Annotated in this window: 15 protein-coding genes, 1 tRNA gene and 1 pseudogene; 11 read left to right on the top strand and 6 right to left on the bottom strand. The window is 50.6% G+C overall.

Annotated features, from left to right (window positions below; genetic code table 11):
- Positions 1 to 334 precede the first annotated feature (334 nt).
- Positions 335 to 1,360 carry an LLM class flavin-dependent oxidoreductase gene (locus ACKQAD_RS03750; protein ID WP_409158907.1) on the bottom strand — a complete coding sequence of 342 codons (1,026 nt, stop codon included), beginning with the start codon at positions 1,358 to 1,360 and terminating at the stop codon, positions 335 to 337.
- A 563-nt stretch (positions 1,361 to 1,923) separates the two neighbouring features.
- Between ACKQAD_RS03750 and dbpA the strand changes: the two genes are divergently transcribed.
- Both dbpA and ACKQAD_RS03740 read left to right on the top strand, forming a co-directional pair.
- Positions 1,924 to 3,306, top strand: a complete 1,383-nt coding sequence (gene dbpA / locus ACKQAD_RS03745) for an ATP-dependent RNA helicase DbpA (RefSeq protein WP_409158906.1) — start codon at positions 1,924 to 1,926, stop codon at positions 3,304 to 3,306.
- A 66-nt stretch (positions 3,307 to 3,372) separates the two neighbouring features.
- On the top strand, positions 3,373 to 3,945 hold the full coding sequence (locus ACKQAD_RS03740; RefSeq protein WP_409158905.1) for an alpha/beta hydrolase: 573 nt from the start codon (positions 3,373 to 3,375) through the stop codon (positions 3,943 to 3,945).
- A gap of 105 nt (positions 3,946 to 4,050) precedes the next feature.
- Here the strand turns inward: ACKQAD_RS03740 and ACKQAD_RS03735 are convergent, their stop codons facing one another.
- Entirely contained in the window at positions 4,051 to 4,590 is a 540-nt protein-coding gene (locus ACKQAD_RS03735; protein ID WP_409158904.1) for a hypothetical protein, read from the bottom strand.
- A 519-nt stretch (positions 4,591 to 5,109) separates the two neighbouring features.
- Here ACKQAD_RS03735 and ACKQAD_RS03730 point away from each other — a divergent pair.
- From ACKQAD_RS03730 to ACKQAD_RS03715, 4 genes and pseudogenes are all read left to right on the top strand, one after another.
- Complete coding sequence (locus tag ACKQAD_RS03730; protein WP_409158903.1) at positions 5,110 to 5,376, top strand: hypothetical protein; 267 nt, start codon at positions 5,110 to 5,112, stop codon at positions 5,374 to 5,376.
- A 130-nt stretch (positions 5,377 to 5,506) separates the two neighbouring features.
- Entirely contained in the window at positions 5,507 to 6,262 is a 756-nt protein-coding gene (locus tag ACKQAD_RS03725) for a hypothetical protein (protein WP_409158902.1), read from the top strand.
- A gap of 218 nt (positions 6,263 to 6,480) precedes the next feature.
- Positions 6,481 to 7,272, top strand: coding sequence for an NPP1 family protein (locus tag ACKQAD_RS03720; protein ID WP_409158901.1), 792 nt, complete (start codon positions 6,481 to 6,483; stop codon positions 7,270 to 7,272).
- 187 nt (positions 7,273 to 7,459) lie between these two features.
- A pseudogene (locus tag ACKQAD_RS03715) lies at positions 7,460 to 7,585 on the top strand (IS481 family transposase); the annotation flags it as partial.
- A 108-nt stretch (positions 7,586 to 7,693) separates the two neighbouring features.
- Here the strand turns inward: ACKQAD_RS03715 and ACKQAD_RS03710 are convergent.
- Together ACKQAD_RS03710 and ACKQAD_RS03705 are read right to left on the bottom strand one after the other, a co-directional pair.
- Positions 7,694 to 7,768: transfer RNA gene (locus ACKQAD_RS03710), tRNA-Arg, on the bottom strand.
- An 85-nt stretch (positions 7,769 to 7,853) separates the two neighbouring features.
- Positions 7,854 to 8,777 carry a formate/nitrite transporter family protein gene (locus ACKQAD_RS03705; protein WP_409158900.1) on the bottom strand — a complete coding sequence of 308 codons (924 nt, stop codon included), beginning with the start codon at positions 8,775 to 8,777 and terminating at the stop codon, positions 7,854 to 7,856.
- 412 nt (positions 8,778 to 9,189) lie between these two features.
- On the opposite strand from ACKQAD_RS03705, the gene mlaA reads away from it, so the two are divergent.
- Together mlaA and mqo are read left to right on the top strand one after the other, a co-directional pair.
- Positions 9,190 to 9,951, top strand: a complete 762-nt coding sequence (gene mlaA, locus ACKQAD_RS03700; protein ID WP_409158899.1) for a phospholipid-binding lipoprotein MlaA — start codon at positions 9,190 to 9,192, stop codon at positions 9,949 to 9,951.
- Between the two features lie 361 nt (positions 9,952 to 10,312).
- Complete coding sequence (gene mqo / locus ACKQAD_RS03695; protein ID WP_409158898.1) at positions 10,313 to 11,896, top strand: malate dehydrogenase (quinone); 1,584 nt, start codon at positions 10,313 to 10,315, stop codon at positions 11,894 to 11,896.
- 150 nt (positions 11,897 to 12,046) lie between these two features.
- Here mqo and fadL read toward each other — a convergent pair whose 3' ends face one another.
- A complete protein-coding gene (gene fadL / locus ACKQAD_RS03690; protein WP_409158897.1) occupies positions 12,047 to 13,348 on the bottom strand; it encodes a long-chain fatty acid transporter FadL in 1,302 nt (433 codons plus the stop codon).
- 381 nt (positions 13,349 to 13,729) lie between these two features.
- On the opposite strand from fadL, the gene ACKQAD_RS03685 reads away from it, so the two are divergent.
- The 3 genes from ACKQAD_RS03685 to fadJ all read left to right on the top strand — a co-directional run bounded on the left by ACKQAD_RS03685 (position 13,730) and on the right by fadJ (position 17,775).
- A complete protein-coding gene (locus ACKQAD_RS03685; RefSeq protein ID WP_409158896.1) occupies positions 13,730 to 14,026 on the top strand; it encodes a YfcZ/YiiS family protein in 297 nt (98 codons plus the stop codon).
- Between the two features lie 255 nt (positions 14,027 to 14,281).
- A complete protein-coding gene (gene fadI, locus ACKQAD_RS03680) occupies positions 14,282 to 15,595 on the top strand; it encodes an acetyl-CoA C-acyltransferase FadI (RefSeq protein ID WP_409158895.1) in 1,314 nt (437 codons plus the stop codon).
- Entirely contained in the window at positions 15,592 to 17,775 is a 2,184-nt protein-coding gene (gene fadJ / locus ACKQAD_RS03675) for a fatty acid oxidation complex subunit alpha FadJ (RefSeq protein WP_409158894.1), read from the top strand. Before fadI ends, fadJ begins: the two co-directional genes overlap by 4 nt.
- On the opposite strand, the gene ACKQAD_RS03670 is transcribed toward fadJ, so the two are convergent.
- Entirely contained in the window at positions 17,768 to 18,778 is a 1,011-nt protein-coding gene (locus ACKQAD_RS03670; protein WP_409158991.1) for a Csu type fimbrial protein, read from the bottom strand. The two genes, fadJ and ACKQAD_RS03670, sit on opposite strands and share 8 nt — an antisense overlap.
- Between the last annotated feature and the right edge of the window lie 3 nt (positions 18,779 to 18,781).

Raw genomic sequence — 18,781 nt, 5'->3', positions numbered from 1 at the left:
ACGCCAGCAACGATCCCGATTGTGCGTTTTATTATGAAAGGAAATCATTACGCAGCCGGCTCTGTCACCGAAGGGTAATCTTTCCCGTTGTCATCACCAGAATCACACCAGTTATGACGGGATCGGCGCTAAATCTACGCCGAGTGAGGGGGGGAATTCAAGAGGTCCAGAAACTATATTTTCAAAATAGCATTAAAAAGCGTTGAGCCGTTTTAGAGGCTGAAAAATACGGGGGAATAGGCGTGAAAATAGTCCCTCGATTCCCCCGTTTTTTAACGATGTTATCTTTGGTTTGACGCCTGTTGGACAGGATTTAATGCATCAAACCACAGGCTTATTCTCTCCATCTCATTGCAGGTGCGACATGCTTCAGAATCGATTCGATAACATGCACATTGTAATCCACGCCCAGTTGATTCGGCACCGTGAGCAAAAGTGTATCCGCTTCGGCAATGGCTTCATCCTGTTTTAACTGCTGGATGAGTGCTTCCGGCTCGGCGGCATAGCTGCGCCCGAAAATTGCGCGCGTTTTTTCATCCAGGAAACCCACTTTGTCGTTATCGTTACTGCTCCCGCCAAAATAGGCGCGATCGCGATGATCCATCAGGGCAAAAATACTGCGGCTGACAGAGACGCGGGGCGTATGTGTATGCCCCGCTTCAGCCCAGGCGGCCCGATAGGCGCGAATTTGCTGTGCCTGTTGGATATGAAAAGGTTCGCCTGTCTCATCGTCTTTTAGCGTGGAGCTTTGCAGGTTCATGCCCAGTTCCGCGGCCCATACTGCCGTGGCATTCGAGCCAGCGCCCCACCAGATACGCTCACGTAGCCCGTCAGAATAGGGCTCCAGACGCAAAAGACCCGGTGGATTCGGGAACATTGGCTGCGGGTTCGGTTTTGCAAACCCTTCCCCACGAAGTACATCCAGCAGGACTTCGGTGTGACGCCGAGCCATGTCCGCTTCCGATTCCCCTTCTGTAGGTTGGTAGCCAAAGTAGCGCCAGCCATCGATCACCTGTTCAGGCGAACCACGGCTGATGCCGAGCTGCAAGCGTCCGCCAGAGATCAGATCGGCGGCGCTGGCGTTTTCAGCCATGTACAGCGGATTTTCGTAGCGCATGTCGATGACGCCGGTGCCAATCTCGATGCTTTGGGTTTTCGCCCCAATCGCAGAGAGCAGTGGGAAAGGTGAACCCAACTGGCGGGCAAAGTGGTGAACCCTGAAATAGGCGCCGTCAGCCCCCAGTTCCTCAGCGGCGACAGCAAGATCGATAGATTGCAATAATGCGTCAGCCGCAGAACGCGTGCCAGACTGCTGCGAGGGTGCCCAGTGGCCGAATGATAAAAAGCCGATTTTCTTCATAGGGTATTTATCCTTATATTCAGGCTCGCTCTGCACAGCAAGATTCTACAGATTCAGTGATGGGATCACTCTACGTGATTAATTGTGAGAATAAATATCATTTTTTTAACGTAATAATTAAGTTTATCTGACCAAACGTTAGCAGAGTAAATTATCTTTTTGGCCAGTGATGTCTGGTTGCGTTGACGTAAAATAGCGCACCTGTTATTTAGGAAAGGCTACTTAGGCTTATTTGCCCCCGCATGGGTATCGCTATTTAGTTATCTACCGTTATTGCTGGCCTGCACGTGGCGCACTTGCCCGAGCTTTATCGTATTGATGCCGAATACATGCTGACCATTATAAGGCCGTCCCGGCGTGAGGCACGGCGGCTGGCGAACTATCTTTTATCGCTGAAAGAGCAGCATTTTCTGGTAAGCAAAGGAATCGCCTCGCTGTTTTAGCGGGGGAACAAGAGGTAAATCGGTCAACAATGACGAACTCTGCTATGATTGCGGCATATCTGCGTCGCTCTTTGGCTCGGCGTCACCTTTCGTTATCTCGTCCTTGGTAGAGTAATTACTGTGAGTACAACCTCTTTTTCTTCCCTCTCGCTGCCTGCAGAGCAGTTATCCAATCTTAATGAACTGGGCTATACTGAAATGACGCCTGTTCAGGCGGCGACGCTGCCAGCCGTTCTGAGCGGCGCAGACGTACGTGCCAAGGCGAAAACCGGTAGTGGCAAAACAGCGGCATTCGGCATCGGGCTGTTAGATCGTATTGTCGTGAGCGACTTTACCACGCAGGCGCTGGTGCTGTGTCCGACGCGTGAGCTGGCCGATCAGGTCAGCAAAGAGCTACGTCGTCTGGCACGTTTTGCGCAAAACATTAAGATTCTTACGCTATGCGGTGGTCAGCCGCTGGGCCAGCAGCTCGACTCTCTGGTTCACGCGCCACATATTGTCGTCGGAACGCCAGGACGTATTCAGGACCATTTACGCAAGCAGTCACTGTCTCTGGATAGTCTGAAAATGTTGGTGTTGGATGAAGCGGATCGCATGCTGGACATGGGCTTCACTGACGCGATTGATGATGTCATTTCCTATACGCCGTCCGAGCGTCAAACCCTGCTATTTTCTGCCACGTACCCGGAAGAGATCGAACAGATCAGCGCGCGCGTTCAGCATCAGCCGCAACGTTTCGATATTGCAGATGATGTGGAAGAGTCAGTTATCGAGCAATGTTTCTACGAAACGACTAAAGAACAGCGCCTGCCGCTGTTGATTACTATTCTGGGTCATCATCAGCCTTCGTCCTGTGTGGTGTTCTGTAACACAAAGCGTGACTGCCAGAGCGTGTTTGACGCGCTGGACATGCGTGGGATTAGCGTATTAGCGTTACATGGCGATCTGGAACAGCGCGATCGCGATCAGATTCTGGTGCGTTTTGCTAACCGTAGTTGCCGTGTACTGGTGGCAACCGATGTTGCGGCTCGCGGCCTCGATATCAAAGAACTGGAGCTGGTCGTGAATTTTGAGCTGGCTTTCGATCCTGAAGTCCATGTTCACCGCATTGGCAGAACGGGGCGTGCGGGTATGCAGGGGTTGGCAGTCAGCCTGTGTACGCCACAGGAAATGAACCGCGCTAATATGATAGAAGACTATCTCGGTATGAGAGTTAAGTGGGCATCGGCGGATAGTCTTGGCCGTGCCAGTGAGGTTACGCTGGAACCTGAGATGATGACGCTGTGTATTGATGGGGGCAGGAAAGCGAAAATCCGCCCTGGTGATATCCTCGGTGCATTAACTGGTGACGCGGGATTAACGGCAGCAGAAGTGGGGAAGATTGATATGTTTCCTCTGCATGCTTATGTCGCTATCCGTAAAGCCAGCGCCAAACGCGCATTGCAGCAGCTCCAGAAAGGTAAAATCAAAGGAAAAAGCTGTAAGGCCAGATTGTTAAAGTAACCGGTGGCTAACATACCAGACAGGGTAGGATGGCGTTGCTGGGTAATAGACAGGAGTGTTAAGGGCGTGCAGACAACAGAAATCGATCGGCGGCTGACGGAAGTGAGCCAGCAGCTAACGATGGTACTGGTGCCAGGGTTGCGAGACAGCGATGACGAGCACTGGCAAAGCCATTGGGAACGGCGTTTTCCTCACTGGCGGCGTATACGCCAGCGAGAATGGTATCAGGCCGATCTGGATCGCTGGGTGTTGGCGATCCATCGTGAGCTTAGCGTCTGTACACAACCCGTAATTCTGATCGGCCATAGCTTTGGCGCACTGGCTTCTTGTCATGTAGTGCAACAAGGTCAGGAAGGGATTGCTGGCGTGATGCTGGTGGCGCCTGCTGAACCTATGCGCTTTGAGATTGACGAGCGCATTCAGGCTATGCCGCTGCTGGTGCCGGCGCTGACCGTTGCCAGCCATAACGATCCGTTGATGCGTTTTACACGCGCCCAATACTGGGCGCATGCGTGGGATAGCGAACTGGTTGATGTCGGTGAAGCTGGGCACATTAATGCAGAAGCGGGGTTTGGTCCCTGGGAATATGGCCTGACAAGATTAGCTGAGTTTTCAGAGACGCTTATTGATACTCGTTAATCTGCCAGTTTCCATCAAGTAGTCATATTACATTATATAAGATAACGTTATATTTCCCTTTAATGCCAGGGTAATGAGTATAATTGTCTTGGCATCTATTTTTTATTAAGCTAGCTCTTCTTGATCGCCTGAACCATGCAGCATTTCCTGAATCTGCTGATAAACTTCAGCCGCAGATAAATTGCTATAGGATGTTTTGCTCTCGAAATGTAATACCTGTTCCCCACCGGAACGATGAAGCGCACTGATGAGAGCCAGGTCTTCTTGTGTGATGCGCTGTCCCGTAAAGGCATCAAACATTTCAGAATTTCCATCCGGGTATTTAATCACGGAAATAAGCTTGCCGTTGTACAACGGAATCCCTGTTGTTGCCAGAGAGTATTCGGTGGCGGCTTTTTGCTGTGCTTTTACCTGTTCTGGCGGGGAAGTATCGTCCTCTGCGGCTACACGTTTCTTTTGAGAAGACAGAGTGATTTTAGTGCTCTCGTTCGAGCCCTGCATATCTTGAGAGTCGGAGTTTGTTGATGTGTCTGTTTTATTCCCCGCACTGATAGCTGCAACGACCGTTGGGTTGGCTGCTGCACCAATAGGAGGAATAGTCGCCGGGGTTGTTGCATTCACGATTTGAATATCTGGGATCACCACAGTATAACTCCTTCTTATATCTATTTAATGCTGGTAATGGTTTTTACCAGTGAGTTACTTCAGTGTGTTAAAACCACGTGCGAATACCGCAATCGCTGAAATCCAGGCTATCAACACAGGCAGGGGAGTCCTTGGAAAAGGCATCAATCTGCTGAGTAATCATTCCGGTTATTCACAATATTACGTTAACGAAGTGGTTTATTCAGAACACGGTTAATGTAAAACAGTATTTATGCCAAACACTATTTATGCAAAATGCAATTGCATTAAAAAACACCCTATCGTAAAAGGTATCGGCTGTTTTTTCCGCTTCATTAATATCCAAAAGGTATAAGATTTAACTTTTTGATTACCAATTGTACGATATTGTGTGACCAAAAGTATCCAATTTTAAAAAATATAAAACTATCATGGCCTTAGCGTAATGCCGTGATATCGTTTGAAACGTATGTGCTCTACAAGCGCGGGGGAACGCGATACACTGTTTTCCTCGTATTTATCTCTGTCTTAAGAAGTCTTATGCCCAGTATTAAACTGACGGTTAACTATTTATATCGGCAATCTGGTGAAACGCGCGAAGCCTCTCAGGCGACAGCCCGCGTTTTTGTCGGTGATGAACTCATCGCCACGGAGGTAATTACCGGTATGACGGAAAGTCCGGTCAATAAATATTTGCACCACTCAGGGCCAGAATCCCTCCCCGTGCGTGTTGAATGGGATTGCGAGGGTATAACCGCGATGACGGTGTCTGAGGTGGAAATTTGTCCCTGCTGCCATCATGATTAGCCTAGTGTATTAAGGTTATTTGCCGTTTTTTGAACGGTTCGGTTTGATGATTTGCACATTTAATAACGCGAGTTGCGGACAAGCTAACGCACATGCAGCTTGAAGTATGACGGGTATACAGGGTGAATGTATGAAAGTCGCGGTATCAACCTTAATCGCCTGTGGATTGTGGACGGCAACAGCGCATGCCGGCTGGTATGTCGTGAGTAATTACGAAGGCCAAATCGGGCCTTATCCGGTACATTTCTCATTGCAGAAATACAGTACTGAGCAGGATAAGAATCTTCTGGGGAGTTACTTTTACGATAAATACAGAGCACCGATTCCTCTATATGGGCGGTTTTCGGGAACGTCGCTTCAGATCTGCGAAGTCCATACCCCGCAGGATTATGATAAGTATATTGTTCAGGGCGTTAAATCTGACACCGATATGACACATTGTCCGTTTACATTGACGGAAACAGGGGAGGAGCTCCGCGGTGAGTGGTCGAACGGGAAAGCACGCTATGATGTGAGCTTACGGCGTGTGTCATCCTTTGATGATAGCACGCAGCCTGCCAAGGTCGAAGGGCAAGTTGATATTCCTTTCTGGGGGCAAACGGCGACTCACAGCTTTGTTGGCGTGTATCAAAACAGCGATTCGGGGATGGTCGTTGAGGGAATTAAGGCGATTAACAAGAAGAATGGCAATGTCGATCAGCTTCTTGAGCCTGATTTCCAGCAATGTCAGTTTGGCTTTTTCATGACCCCGGTTTATATGAATATTGAAAATGGCGGAGATAATCGCAGCATCATGCTAAATTGTTATTCCCATGGCGGAGGCGATATTCTGCTGGAATACCGTTTTGATGCGGCAACGCAGTATTATAACGTGGTTGGAGAGTAAACGCTCTGACGGGGAGGGGAAAGGCTGACGTTATCTGTAAATCCTCTGTATTATTTTGCAGGCTAAATATATTTGTGTTCATTGTTGGAAATAAATGATTTTTATTTCCCTTTCTTTCTTGTTAAAAGAGTCATTTTCTACGCTTTCATCATGGCCAATTTTTATGGCGAGTGATGGTGTTGGTTTTCAAAGGACTATTTTTTGCTAAAGGAGTTAAAATGCTTTCAGGAAAGAAAACAATTCTGGCATGCTCAATATTGTTTGCGACTTTCTCTTCACATGCGGATACTTTTCCTAAATTGAATCAAGCTTTGCCATCAGGAATTGATGCGTGGGCGATTGCGCCGGTATTTGATTTTGATTCGGATGGTTGTTTTCCCAGTGCTGGCGTAAGCCGTAACGGTGTGCAGAATGGCGGACTGAAGCCGTTAGGAAATATAACGGGCGGATGCCGATGGAGTAATTTTCTCGATTCGTCAAATACATTGCACCGATACGCCTGCGTTAATTCCGGTGGTTCTCGCTATTGTGGTAGCTTTTATGCGCTCTATTTTTTAAAAGACCAGGTATTAAGTGGTGTAAATTCGGGTCACCGCCATGACTGGGAACACGTTGCAATCTGGACTAAAAATGGCGTAGTGACACATGGTAGCTACAGTGCTCATGGTAAATTAACGACCAAAGATGCATCGGGTATTGATAAGCAAGATGGTCATCTGAAATTTGTTTATCACAAAGATGGCGTATTAACCCATGCCTTCCGTTTTTCTAAAGAGAATGAGCAAGCAGGAAATCCGTATAAGAAATTCGTCACGCCGGATATTATCAGTTGGTACTCCATGTCTGGCGACGACATTAATAATCAGGAGTTGCGTGACCGGTTGAACGCGTTTGACTACGGTTCAGCCTCTATTCCCCTTAAAGACAACAATTTCCTGAATAACCTGAATAATGGCCGCCCAGCCGGTTACCCGGAATTCACAGATGCCAGTATAACGGCGTCGAAATAATCATGATAAGAGAGGTAGAGGGAATCCTGCCTCTCTCACTCTAATTATCCAGGGGGGAATCCCATGAGAAATAGCCTCATTCTTGGTAACGTATGGGAATACATTAATGTCGTTCAGCACTTGCTGGCGTCTATAGTGGTAAAGTGAACAGGATAGCAAGCACTACAAAACCCATCGCCGCGTAGAGTACCTCGAACTCGCTGAGCAGACACCGTACTCTGATGCAGTTCATGCGAACTATCAGCCCGATGAAGAACATATACAGGAGCAGAATTACAAGCTTGAACAGAGAAAATTGAAACGATGTCTATGAATCACACACCTGAAGCAACATCGGCGTTACTATCACCCCTCGCTTGAGTCTAAACCTGATACTTGTTCACTCATCGTTGCATTATGGCAGCGATTCGCGAAGTATAAATGGTGTCCCCGACTGGAATCGAACCAGTAACTAGCCCTTAGGAGGGGCTTGTTATATCCGTTTAACTACGGGGACGTGAAGCCCGGCTATTATACGCATTTTCGCTCTGAGAATAAGCACTTAACAGTGTGTTTGCTCAAAGTGTGGGCAATCGACGTGCTTACGGGCGTTCTTTTTCGGCGTTTTCATGCCTTTTTGGGTTTTTTTCGCGGTATGGATGGCTCATGTCGTTACGAATTTGCGCATGGCTGATGAGTGCGAAAATAAAAGTGCCGCCGATGATATTACCCGCCAGCGTGGGCAAGGCAAACGGCCAGATGAACGCCTGCCAGGATATTTGGCCAATGAACACAAGATAGAAAATCTCTGAGGCACCGGCGACGATGTGGGTGAGGTTACTGAAAGCAATCATCCAGGTCATGATGATAATAATCCACAGTTTAACGGAGTTGGCGCGCGGCAGCATCCAGACCATAGTGGCAATAATCCAGCCGGAGATAATGGCATTGGCGAACATCTCTGTTGGTGAGTGCTTCATCACTTTCATTGCGATGTCGACCAACGCCTCCCGCGTTTCGCCATCAAAAACGGGCATGTAGGTAAAGGCGAGAGCGGCCAGAGCTGTGCCGATCAGGTTGCCAGTCAACACGACGAGCCATAATCGGCATAGCAGGTAGAAATTGCTGCGCGTGGGCTTATGCATGATGGGAAGCACCGCCGTGACCGTGTTTTCGGTAAACAGCTGCTGGCGAGCCATGATGACAATCACAAAGCCGATGGTGTAACCGAAACACTCCAGCAGAAAGCCGCCGGGAACGCCAACCAGAGGATTGTGGAGCATGCCGACTGCCATGAATGAGGTTCCCATGGAGAGCCCTGCTGCAATCGCCGACCACAATAACGCCATTGCATCGCGTTCCAGTTCCTTTTGCCCTTCCTGACGAATCTCCTCATGGATCGCGGCGGCAGGGGAAGGCAAATGATTTTCATCTACATCGATCGCTTTTCCTTGCGTGCTTTCCTTACTCTCTACCGCAACGTCTTTCTCTTGCCGGGTTTGTCTGGATTCTGAAGGTGGATTCATAGCGATTCTCTCGACGAGTGGGCCAGTTAACGTGTGGCTAACGGTACTGACGTTGAGGAGCGAGCACCGATAACCCTGATGATAAGCGTAGTCAGTTTTTACATTATGGGAGGGCGGTGTGGCTCACTGATTTAGGCTGGCAGTGCTATCCTGTGAGGGGAGCCATGAAATACCGTGCTGTCGTCTACGCTGGAGTGCGTGTCGCACCGATGCTGCGAGTTGCCCGATAAGAAAAATGGCAACTCTCTGAAAATGCAGTAATACGTAAGCCAACGTAGCGGTGGAGCTATAAAATGTTACACTGTTGGTCGATATCCCGTCCTTGTCGCTCAGCCTCATCGGCTGGGGCTGATACTGGGAATACCCATTTTCGGCCGCGGGTATAGCACACTATAAATCAGGGAGAACAGATATGAATTACCGCCTGAGTGGGGTGGTGTTTGCCAGCGTGTTACTGATCGGCTGCGCCAGTTCCGGGGATCGCGATCAAGAAGGTCGTTCCGATCCGTTTGAAGGCTTTAACCGTACCATGTTCAGCTTTAACTATGACGTTCTGGATCCTTATCTGTTGCGTCCTGTGGCTGTTGCCTGGCGCGATTATGTACCGAAGCCCGCACGTAATGGACTGGGGAATTTCTTCAGCAACCTGGAAGAGCCTGCAACGATGGTGAACTACTTCGTTGAAGGTAAACCATATAAAGCGATGATTCACTTTAACCGGTTCTTCCTGAATACCATACTCGGTATGGGGGGGCTGATTGACGTCGCGTCAATGGCGAATCCGAAACTGGCAAAAGAAGAGTCTCGCCGTTTTGGGAGCACATTGGGTAATTATGGTGTGGGTTACGGGCCTTATGTGATGGTGCCCGGCTACGGTAGCATGACACCCCGCGAAGATGGCGGTGGCGTAGTGGATACGCTGTATCCGATGCTGAGCTACCTGACGTTCTGGATGTCTGCAGGCAAATGGGCTATCGAAGGGATAGAAACGCGAGCGCAATTGTTAGATTCCGACGGTCTGCTGCGTAACTCTTCCGATCCTTACCTGATGATGCGTGAAGCCTACTTCCAGCGGCATGATTTCCTTGCCAGTGATGGGCAAATTACCCCGCAGAAGAACCCGAATGCGGCGGTGATTGAAGACTCGCTCGATGAGATCGATTCAGCGGAATAGTGTTGAACCGTATTGCCCCTCCCACAGGCACCTTCGGGTGCCTGTGACTTTTATAAAACACTGCTAAACTTATTGTTACCCTACTGATTCTGTGGTTTGTTTCTCAAAAGTTATTACTTTGTTGTCCGTTTATTTACTTACTAAAATTTATTTCCTTTCGTTAGATAACAATAATGCAACGTTGTTAACCGCTACTCACGTCCATCACGGCTGAAATGTGTCAGCACGCTGATCTTTTTGTTAGCAAGGTGATTAATAAAAAGGTCATAAAAATGATGCTTTTACTGATGATGGTACGGTCGTGTGTTAATGAATGCCTGGAATTCTCTTTACCTGCACTTATAAAAATAGAGATATAAGCATGAAAAAACTACTGGCTATGTTCTTCTGCATGAGCGTGGTGGTTAGCGCCCCACTGGCGATGGCTGAAGATGTTAAAACGACAGAGAAGACAACGGATGTGGTACTGATCGGCGGGGGCATTATGAGCTCTACGTTAGGCGTGTATTTACAGGAACTGCAGCCGGATTGGTCTATCGATATGGTTGAGCGTATGGATAACGTGGCGGAAGAAAGCTCCAACGGCTGGAATAACGCCGGTACGGGTCACTCGGCCTTCATGGAACTCAACTACACGCCGGATAATCCCGATGGCCCAATCAATATCAGCAAAGCGCTGGAAATTACCGAAGCCTTTGAAGTCTCACGCCAGTTCTGGTCCTATCAGGTGAAAAACGGTGTGCTGAATAATCCGCACTCTTTCATCAATAGCGTGCCGCACATCGCTTTTGTCTGGGGCGATGAGAACACGGCTTTCCTGAAGCACCGCTATGATGCAATGCAGCACAGTACGCTGTACCGTGGCATGGAATTCTCTGACGATCCCAACACGATCAAAGAATGGGCGCCGCTGGTGATGGAAGGTCGTGATCCGGCTCAGAAGATTGCGGCGACTCGCATGCCTATTGGTACTGACGTGAACTATGGTGAAATCACACGTCAACTGGTTGGCTCGATGAAAACCAAGTCTAACTTCGCGCTGCACCTGAATTCAGAAGTGCGTGATATTAAACGTAATGCGGACAACACCTGGAGTGTGACTTACGCCGATCTGAAGCACGGTGAGAAAGAGAGCGTGATTAAGGCGAAGTTCGTCTTCATCGGTGCGGGTGGGGCAGCGCTGCCGCTACTGCAGAAATCCGGTATTCCTGAGGCCGATCTGTACGGTGGCTTCCCAGTGGGTGGCGAATTCCTGGTGACAGAAAACCCGGAGATTGTGAAGCGCCACATGGCAAAAGTGTACGGTAAGGCTTCTGTAGGCGCGCCGCCGATGTCCGTTCCTCATCTGGATACGCGTATTTTTGATGGTAAGCCGGTACTGTTGTTCGGGCCATTTGCTACCTTCTCCAGCAAATTCCTGAAAAACGGTTCGCTGTGGGATCTGGTCGGTTCCGTGACCTTCTCCAACATTATGCCAATGACGCACGTGGGTCTGGATAACTTCGATCTGGTGAAGTACCTGATCGGTCAGGTCATGATGGATGACGACGATCGTTTTGCCTCGTTGCAGGAATACTTTCCTAACGCGAAGAAAGAAGACTGGAGACTGGCGATTGCCGGCCAGCGCGTTCAGGTTATCAAGAAAGATGATCAGAAAGGCGGCGTGTTGAAGCTGGGTACGGAAATCGTCACTTCTCAGGATGGTTCGATTGCCGCACTGCTGGGCGCCTCGCCAGGTGCTTCTACCGCCGCGCCGATTATGCTGAGCTTGCTGGAAAAAGTGTTTAAAGATAAAGTGGCGACGCCAGAATGGCAGGGCAAACTGAAAGAGATCATTCCATCTTATGGCCAGAAGCTGGATGGTAATATTGAAATGACCAATAAAATCCGCAGCTACACCAGCAGCACGCTGGGTCTGGACTATATTGAGGTTAAACCTGAGTAATCGGTATTAGCCGAAAAGAGTAATAAGGCCGCGAAGCGGCCTTTTTTGTGCCTTTATCGCGTTAAATACAGGCAATAAAAAAACAGGTAAGTTGCCTTACCTGCTTTATCACGTTCTATGCGGTAGAGAAATAAGAACGTCTGTTCTTATTTAGAACGCATAGTTGAAGTTCACGCCGTACAGCCAGGCTTTCCCTTTGGAGGTAAAGTTATAGCGTGGTGAACCAGCGACATCAGAGATAGGTTCGCTGATATCAACTTGTTTGCCGTGCATGTAGGACACGCCGACATCAACAGACGCGTCTTTATTAAATGCATAGGTTGTCCCCGCACTTAACCAGAAGCGATCCTGATCCGGGATGGAGATAGAACGCTTGTCGGCCGGTACTGGGCTGTCATCAAACGCGACACCGCCACGGAACGTCCAATTATCGTCATGATAGTAAGTGGTGCCGAGTGCGATACGGTAGGCATCACGGAAACTTTCGTCTTTATGGAACAATGTGTTACCACCGTTTCCTGTCGCTTTCAACTCCTGGAAGTGGCTCCAACTGGTGTAGGTCAGGCTGTAGTGTACCGCCCATTTCGGTGCGACACGGTGGTAAGCCGAGGCTTCCCACATTTCTGGCAGGTTGAGTGTTAGCTTGCCAGGAATTTTTGCTCCGCCAGTGCCGCCAGCAGCGGTTGGGAGATTGTTGCTGTAATCGCCATCGAAATCGATATCGACTTTGGAACGATAAGTCAGGCCGAAGCGATTGTTTTCATCTACTTCATACAAAATACCGGCGTTCCAGCCGTAGCCCCACTCTTTACCTTCCAGACGAGCCAGTTCTGAAGACGGGCCAGAGACAACACCTTGCACTCCACCGGCAGCGACAGGAATATTAGCCAGTTCGCCAGCCCGGCGCACAATCTTGGCATCGGCATAAACTGCGTTAACACCCAGACCAAAGCTGAAATGCTGGTTCAGGCGGTAGGCCGCGCTGAGGTTCAGATTCGACGTCACCAAATCGGTTTGTCCGCCGATAGAGCCTGCGGCGTAGTTATCATTGAACTCCGTCGCCAGACCGTAGTTGGTGGTCGAAGATGCGCCAATTGCCCACTGCTCATTGAGCGGCATAATAAAGTGCAGATTGGGCACCCAGGCGTGCGGCGCGATATTTTTGGCGCTGGTATCTTGTCCCGTCAGGGAGTTTTTGCCCTGAACATCGATATCCGGGTTGATATAAGTGACGCCACCGGAGAACGACGGGCGATCAAACATAGTCATGGTCGCCGGGTTGCGGCTGCCGGAGGCTGCATTGTCGGCTACAGCACCTTCACCAGAAAACGCGCGTCCCAGACCGGATGAGGAATATTCATTTAGCTGGAAACCAGCCGCGGACACGTTTGCTGAAAACAGGGCCACCGCAACAGCAATTGTGGATTGTTTGAACAGGTTTTTCTGGCTCATGACCAAAACCTCTTTATATGCTTGTTATTTAACGTTGTTACACGGGGTAACAAGGGACGCGCATTGTAGGGGGCGCACCCAGCCTGACAAATCAGACCAGTTGCCAAAGTATAAGTTGGGAACACAATAATGTTGCATTAATGTATTGGTAATATTTCCAAAATGATGCGGAATTTAGATCTGCTTAACGTTTTGGTTAATTTGTGTGAAGGGATATTACTCGATTTTTACTGCCGGATAACACCTTAATGTGATTGATATCACTAAAATTACTGGCTGGCATGAAGTGCTGGCACTGCTTTGGGATGAGGGAGTAAAATATAAGGAAGATAAAAATATTTGAACTTGATCATATCTCCCGCGTTTTAAGAGGAAAAAAACATGACGAACGTAATCAACAAATGCAGTGCTGAAGAAACCGCAGCCTGCTGCTGTGTCGATGTCGGCACCATTATGGATAACACCGATTGCACGGCGTCTTACAGCAAAGTTTTCGGCGATCGTTCTGATGCGGAAGCGGCGCTGGCTGCCCTGACGGAAAAAGCGCGGTCGGTAGAGTCTGAACCTTGCGACATCGTTAGCACGCTGGAAGATGTGGATGGCGGCATTAAGCTGGACATCGATTTTACGTTCAGCTGCCAGGCTGAAACGTTGATTTTCCAGCTCGGTCTGCGTTAATTTTTGTCCTGGCAGGAGCCCTCTTGTGGCTTCTGCCTGTCATGGCTTCCCCCTCACGTATAACCCCACCTCTATTCTTTCTGTTTTTACTCTTTCTCGATCTTTGTTGGCTGCTACTCGCATGCTCTTCACACTTTTGTGTTGCGTACCTTTGCGTAATGTAACCATATGGTTAACAATGAAATCAGGTCTGACCTGTTGTACGCGTACTTTATTTTTGGTTAACGGGAGTATTTTCGGTTAACAGGAGCGTTTATGAGTGAGGTATTACCTCTGATAACCCGCCGTGGCGATCGCATTGCGTTCGTGAGCGGACTACGCACCCCCTTTGCCCGGCAGGCAACGGCCTATCACGGCGTACCCGCCCTCGAATTAGGGAAGCTCGTCACCAGTGAATTACTGGTTCGCACCGGTATCGATCCTGAGTTGATCGAGTTATTGGTGTTCGGGCAGGTGGTCCAAATGCCCGAAGCGCCGAATATCGCCAGAGAGATCGTGCTCGGTACGGGAATGAGCGTACATACCGATGCCTACAGTGTGTCGCGCGCCTGCGCCACCAGTTTTCAAGCGGTTGCCAACGTGGCAGAAAGTATTATGGCGGGTACAGTGGAAGTCGGTATTGCCGGTGGCGCGGATTCCTCTTCCGTGCTGCCCATTGGTGTCAGCAAAGCGCTGGCCAGAAGGCTGGTGGATATGAACAAAGCCAGGACGCTGGGGCAGAAGTTGAAACAGTTAAGCGGTCTGCGCCCGAAAGACCTGCTGCCAGTTGCGCCCGCCGTGGCGGAGTATTCCACCGGGTTACGCATGGGCGATACTGCGGAACAGATGGCAAAAACCTACGGCATCACGCGTGAAGATCAGGATGAACTGGCGCACCGTTCGCACAAATTGGCGGCTCAGGCCTGGGAATCTGGCGTGCTGCGCGATGAAGTGATGACGGCTTACGTCCCTCCTTATGAGAAGGCGCTAAGTGAAGATAACAATGTGCGCCATGATTCCGCACTGGATCAGTATTCCCGTTTACGCCCGACGTTCGATCGTCGGCATGGTTCGGTTACGGCGGCTAACAGTACTCCGCTGACGGATGGCGCGGCGGTCGTTTTAATGATGAGTGAGTCCAAAGCTAAAAGTCTGGGGCTCACGCCGTTAGGCTACCTGCGCAGCTATGCATTCAGCGCCATCGGCGTGCAGCGTGACATGTTGCTGGGGCCGGCTTATGCCTCTCCGCTTGCGTTGGCAAGGGCTGGCGTGGCGCTGGCCGATTTGACGCTCATTGATATGCATGAGGCTTTTGCCGCCCAGACGCTGGCCAACCTCAAACTCTTTGCCAGCGATGAGTTCGCCTGGAATCAACTGGGTAGAAGTGCCGCGCTGGGTGAAGTAGACCGCGCCAAATTCAACGTGCTAGGGGGCTCTATTGCCTATGGTCATCCCTTTGCCGCTACCGGAGCGAGGATGATTACCCAAACACTGAATGAATTGCGCCGTCGCGGCGGCGGGCTGGGATTAACCACGGCCTGCGCGGCGGGTGGGCTGGGCGCGGCAATGGTACTGGAGGTGACGCCATGAACGATCAACAGCCTTTCCCTACCGTAACGGAAAGCCCCTCTGCCTTTTCCCTCACTATTCGGCCAGACAACATTGGCGTGATCGGCATTGATGTGCCCGGTGAGAAGGTGAACACGCTAAAAAGCGAATTTGCGCAGCAGATTCTCTCTGTCTTCGAGCAGGCGCGACAGCATGCGACGCTCAGGGGGCTGATTCTGATTTCCACCAAACCTGACTCGTTTATCGCTGGTGCGGATATCACCATGTTGAATCAATGCAGCAGTGCTGAACAGGCAGAAAATTTGGCGAAGCAAGGGCAGGAAACGTTCGATCAGATTGCTGCGCTGCCGTTCCCCGTGGTGGCTGCGATTCACGGTGCCTGTCTGGGCGGTGGGCTGGAGCTGGCATTAGCCTGCGACTATCGCGTTTGCTCGCTGGATGAAAAGACGGTGCTGGGGCTACCAGAAGTGCAGCTTGGGCTCCTTCCTGGTTCGGGCGGAACGCAGCGCTTGCCACGGCTGATTGGCCTGGATAGCGCGCTGGATCTCATTCTGACCGGTCGCCATCTCCGCGCGAGTCAGGCGTTACGGCAGGGGGTAGTTGATGAAGTCGTCCCGCACGATATCCTGCTGGAGACTGCGGTAGAGATGCTTAAAAAAGGAAAACGCAAAGCCAAGCCGCTGGGCTGGCGTTCGCGCCTGCTGAGCAGCCCAGGAATTCGCCATGTGCTTTTCAAGATGGTGAAGCGCAAAACCCGTGCGAAAACACACGGCAACTATCCGGCTACCGAAAAGATTATTCAGGTGGTGCGCCGGGGTATCGAAAAAGGCCGTGAAGAAGGATACCGTCAGGAAGCGAAAGCATTTGGCAAGCTGGTGATGACGCCGGAATCTGCCGCGCTGCGCCACCTGTTCTTTGCTTCCAACGCCTTAAAGAAAACCGCTGGTGCGGCTTCTGATGCCAAGCCGATTCACCACGTCGGCATTCTTGGCGGCGGGTTGATGGGAGGAGGGATCGCCAGCGTGACGGCGACGCGTGGCCAGTTGCCAGTGCGCATTAAAGATATTAATGAGCAGGGCATCAACCATGCGCTGAAGTACAACTGGCAACTGCTGACCAAGCGCGTCCAGCGTAAACGGATGAAGCCGACGGAGCGTCAGCGGTTGATGACGTTGATTTCCGGCAGTACGGACTATCGCGGGTTTGAACATGCGGATATCGTCATTGAGGCTGTCTTTGAAGATCTGGCGCTGAAGCGGCAAATGGTGGCGGAGATTGAAGATCATACCGCGCCGCATACGATATTCGCGTCAAACACCTCATCGCTGCCAATCCACCAGATTGCGGAGGGCGCGCGTCGTCCGCAGCAGGTTATTGGCCTGCACTATTTTAGTCCGGTGGACAAAATGCCGCTGGTTGAGGTGATTCCTCACGCTCACACTAACGCAGAGACGGTTGCAACGACGGTTGCTTTGGCGAGAAAGCAGGGGAAAACCGCGATCGTCGTGGGCGATAGCGCCGGTTTTTATGTGAATCGTATATTGGCACCTTATATCAACGAAGCGGCTTACTGCCTGCTGGAAGGGGAGCCGATTGAAGCGATTGACTATGCGTTGGTGCGTTTTGGTTTCCCCGTAGGCCCGCTTGCGCTGCTTGATGAAGTGGGCATCGATGTTGCGACCAAGATTGTGCCCGTGTTAAGCGAAGAACTGGGTAAACGTTTCATCTCCCCACCCGCGTTTGATGCGATTCTGAAAGACGGACGTAAAGGGCGAAAGAATGGGAAAGGATTCTATCGATACAATAAAACGCGTCGTTTCTGGCACGCGGGGAGAGAAGTGGATAGCTCGATTTACCCGCTGCTGGATGTGACGCCGAAAGCTCATATCGACCCCGCGCTCATCAGCCAGCGTGGCGTAATGATGATGCTGAACGAAGCGGCGCGTTGTCTGGATGAAGGTGTGATCCAATGTGCGCGCGATGGGGATATCGGTGCGGTATTTGGTATTGGTTTCCCCCCTTTCCTCGGCGGGCCGTTCCACTATATGGATCGTCTGGGCGTAGAAACGGTCGTGAAAACGCTGCTCGTGCTGCAACAACAGTATGGCGATCGGTTTGCGCCCTGTGAGCGTTTGCTTGCGATGCGGGAAGGTCGGCGGACGTTTTATCCGCCAACCAGTGTGGATGATAGCGCTAGTTAATCGTGACGTTGATCGTGACGGTATCTTTATACGCCCCCTCCGGCTTGCTGGTCTGACTGGCATTAATTCGGGCGGTGTACGGGATACTTTGCGTAATTCCCGTCCCCGTTCCGCTGTAGTCATTGGTTTCGGTCCAGGCGATATTCCCAGTGCGATAGAGCTGATATTGCAAGTAGTAGGGTGTACCGCCGACGGTTGCCGTCATTCTGCGCCAGTTGGCATCGTCGGGATGGGTACTGATCAACTTGACGGTGTACGCCCCCTGCAACGTACAGCGAACGCCGAGGCTATTGTTGACCGGCGCGAAATCAGCGGGAAACGCCGCCGTGCCAAAGCTGACATTCGGTGCGCTGGTGATCTGGCAATCATTAGTGATGTTCATGGTAATATTGAGGGTTGAGGTCGTTGATCCCTCCTCGTAAATGCAGAGGCCTAATACGCCCAGCGAACAAAGTCGATAATCCCACTTGATAGTCACCGTATCGGTATAGGTGCCAGCGGCAACATTGTTGCCTGTCGTGGTGCGGATATAGATCGGCATTGTGCCGTCAGTGGAATTGAACAAACCTAATATGTCCAGGAAGGTCGTTCGGCTCCAGGTATAGGTCGAGTTGATGTTATAGAGCGTACCGCAGCCAGAATCCATACACAGGCTGTAGGGAACGTAGTCTGAACTTGTTCCTCTACGCATCCGCATGGTGGTACCGCTGGGGTTGCTGTCACTCTGTATCGTCGCGATGATGGTATTGGTACTGGCTAAACTCAATATACTTCCCGTACAGCGAAACCCGCTCCCCGATGCCACGATCTGTGGCGTACCGTTAACGCCGACAACGGAAGAACCATAAGGCCCCAGCGTGGTGTTGCTGGGTGGCGTGGTACAGGCGGCGTAGCTTAAGGGGGCGTAATACAGCGCCATCAGCAAGAAAACCAGACGCAGCCAGCGGTCAGATCGCCGATTGGCGGGGAAGACGTGCTGGATTTTAGGTATTGGAGTCAGCATCAT

Source organism: Pectobacterium artocarpous, assembly GCF_046159765.1.
Classification (GTDB): Bacteria; Pseudomonadota; Gammaproteobacteria; order Enterobacterales; family Enterobacteriaceae; genus Pectobacterium.
This window is presented reverse-complemented; position numbering and strand designations above follow the sequence as displayed.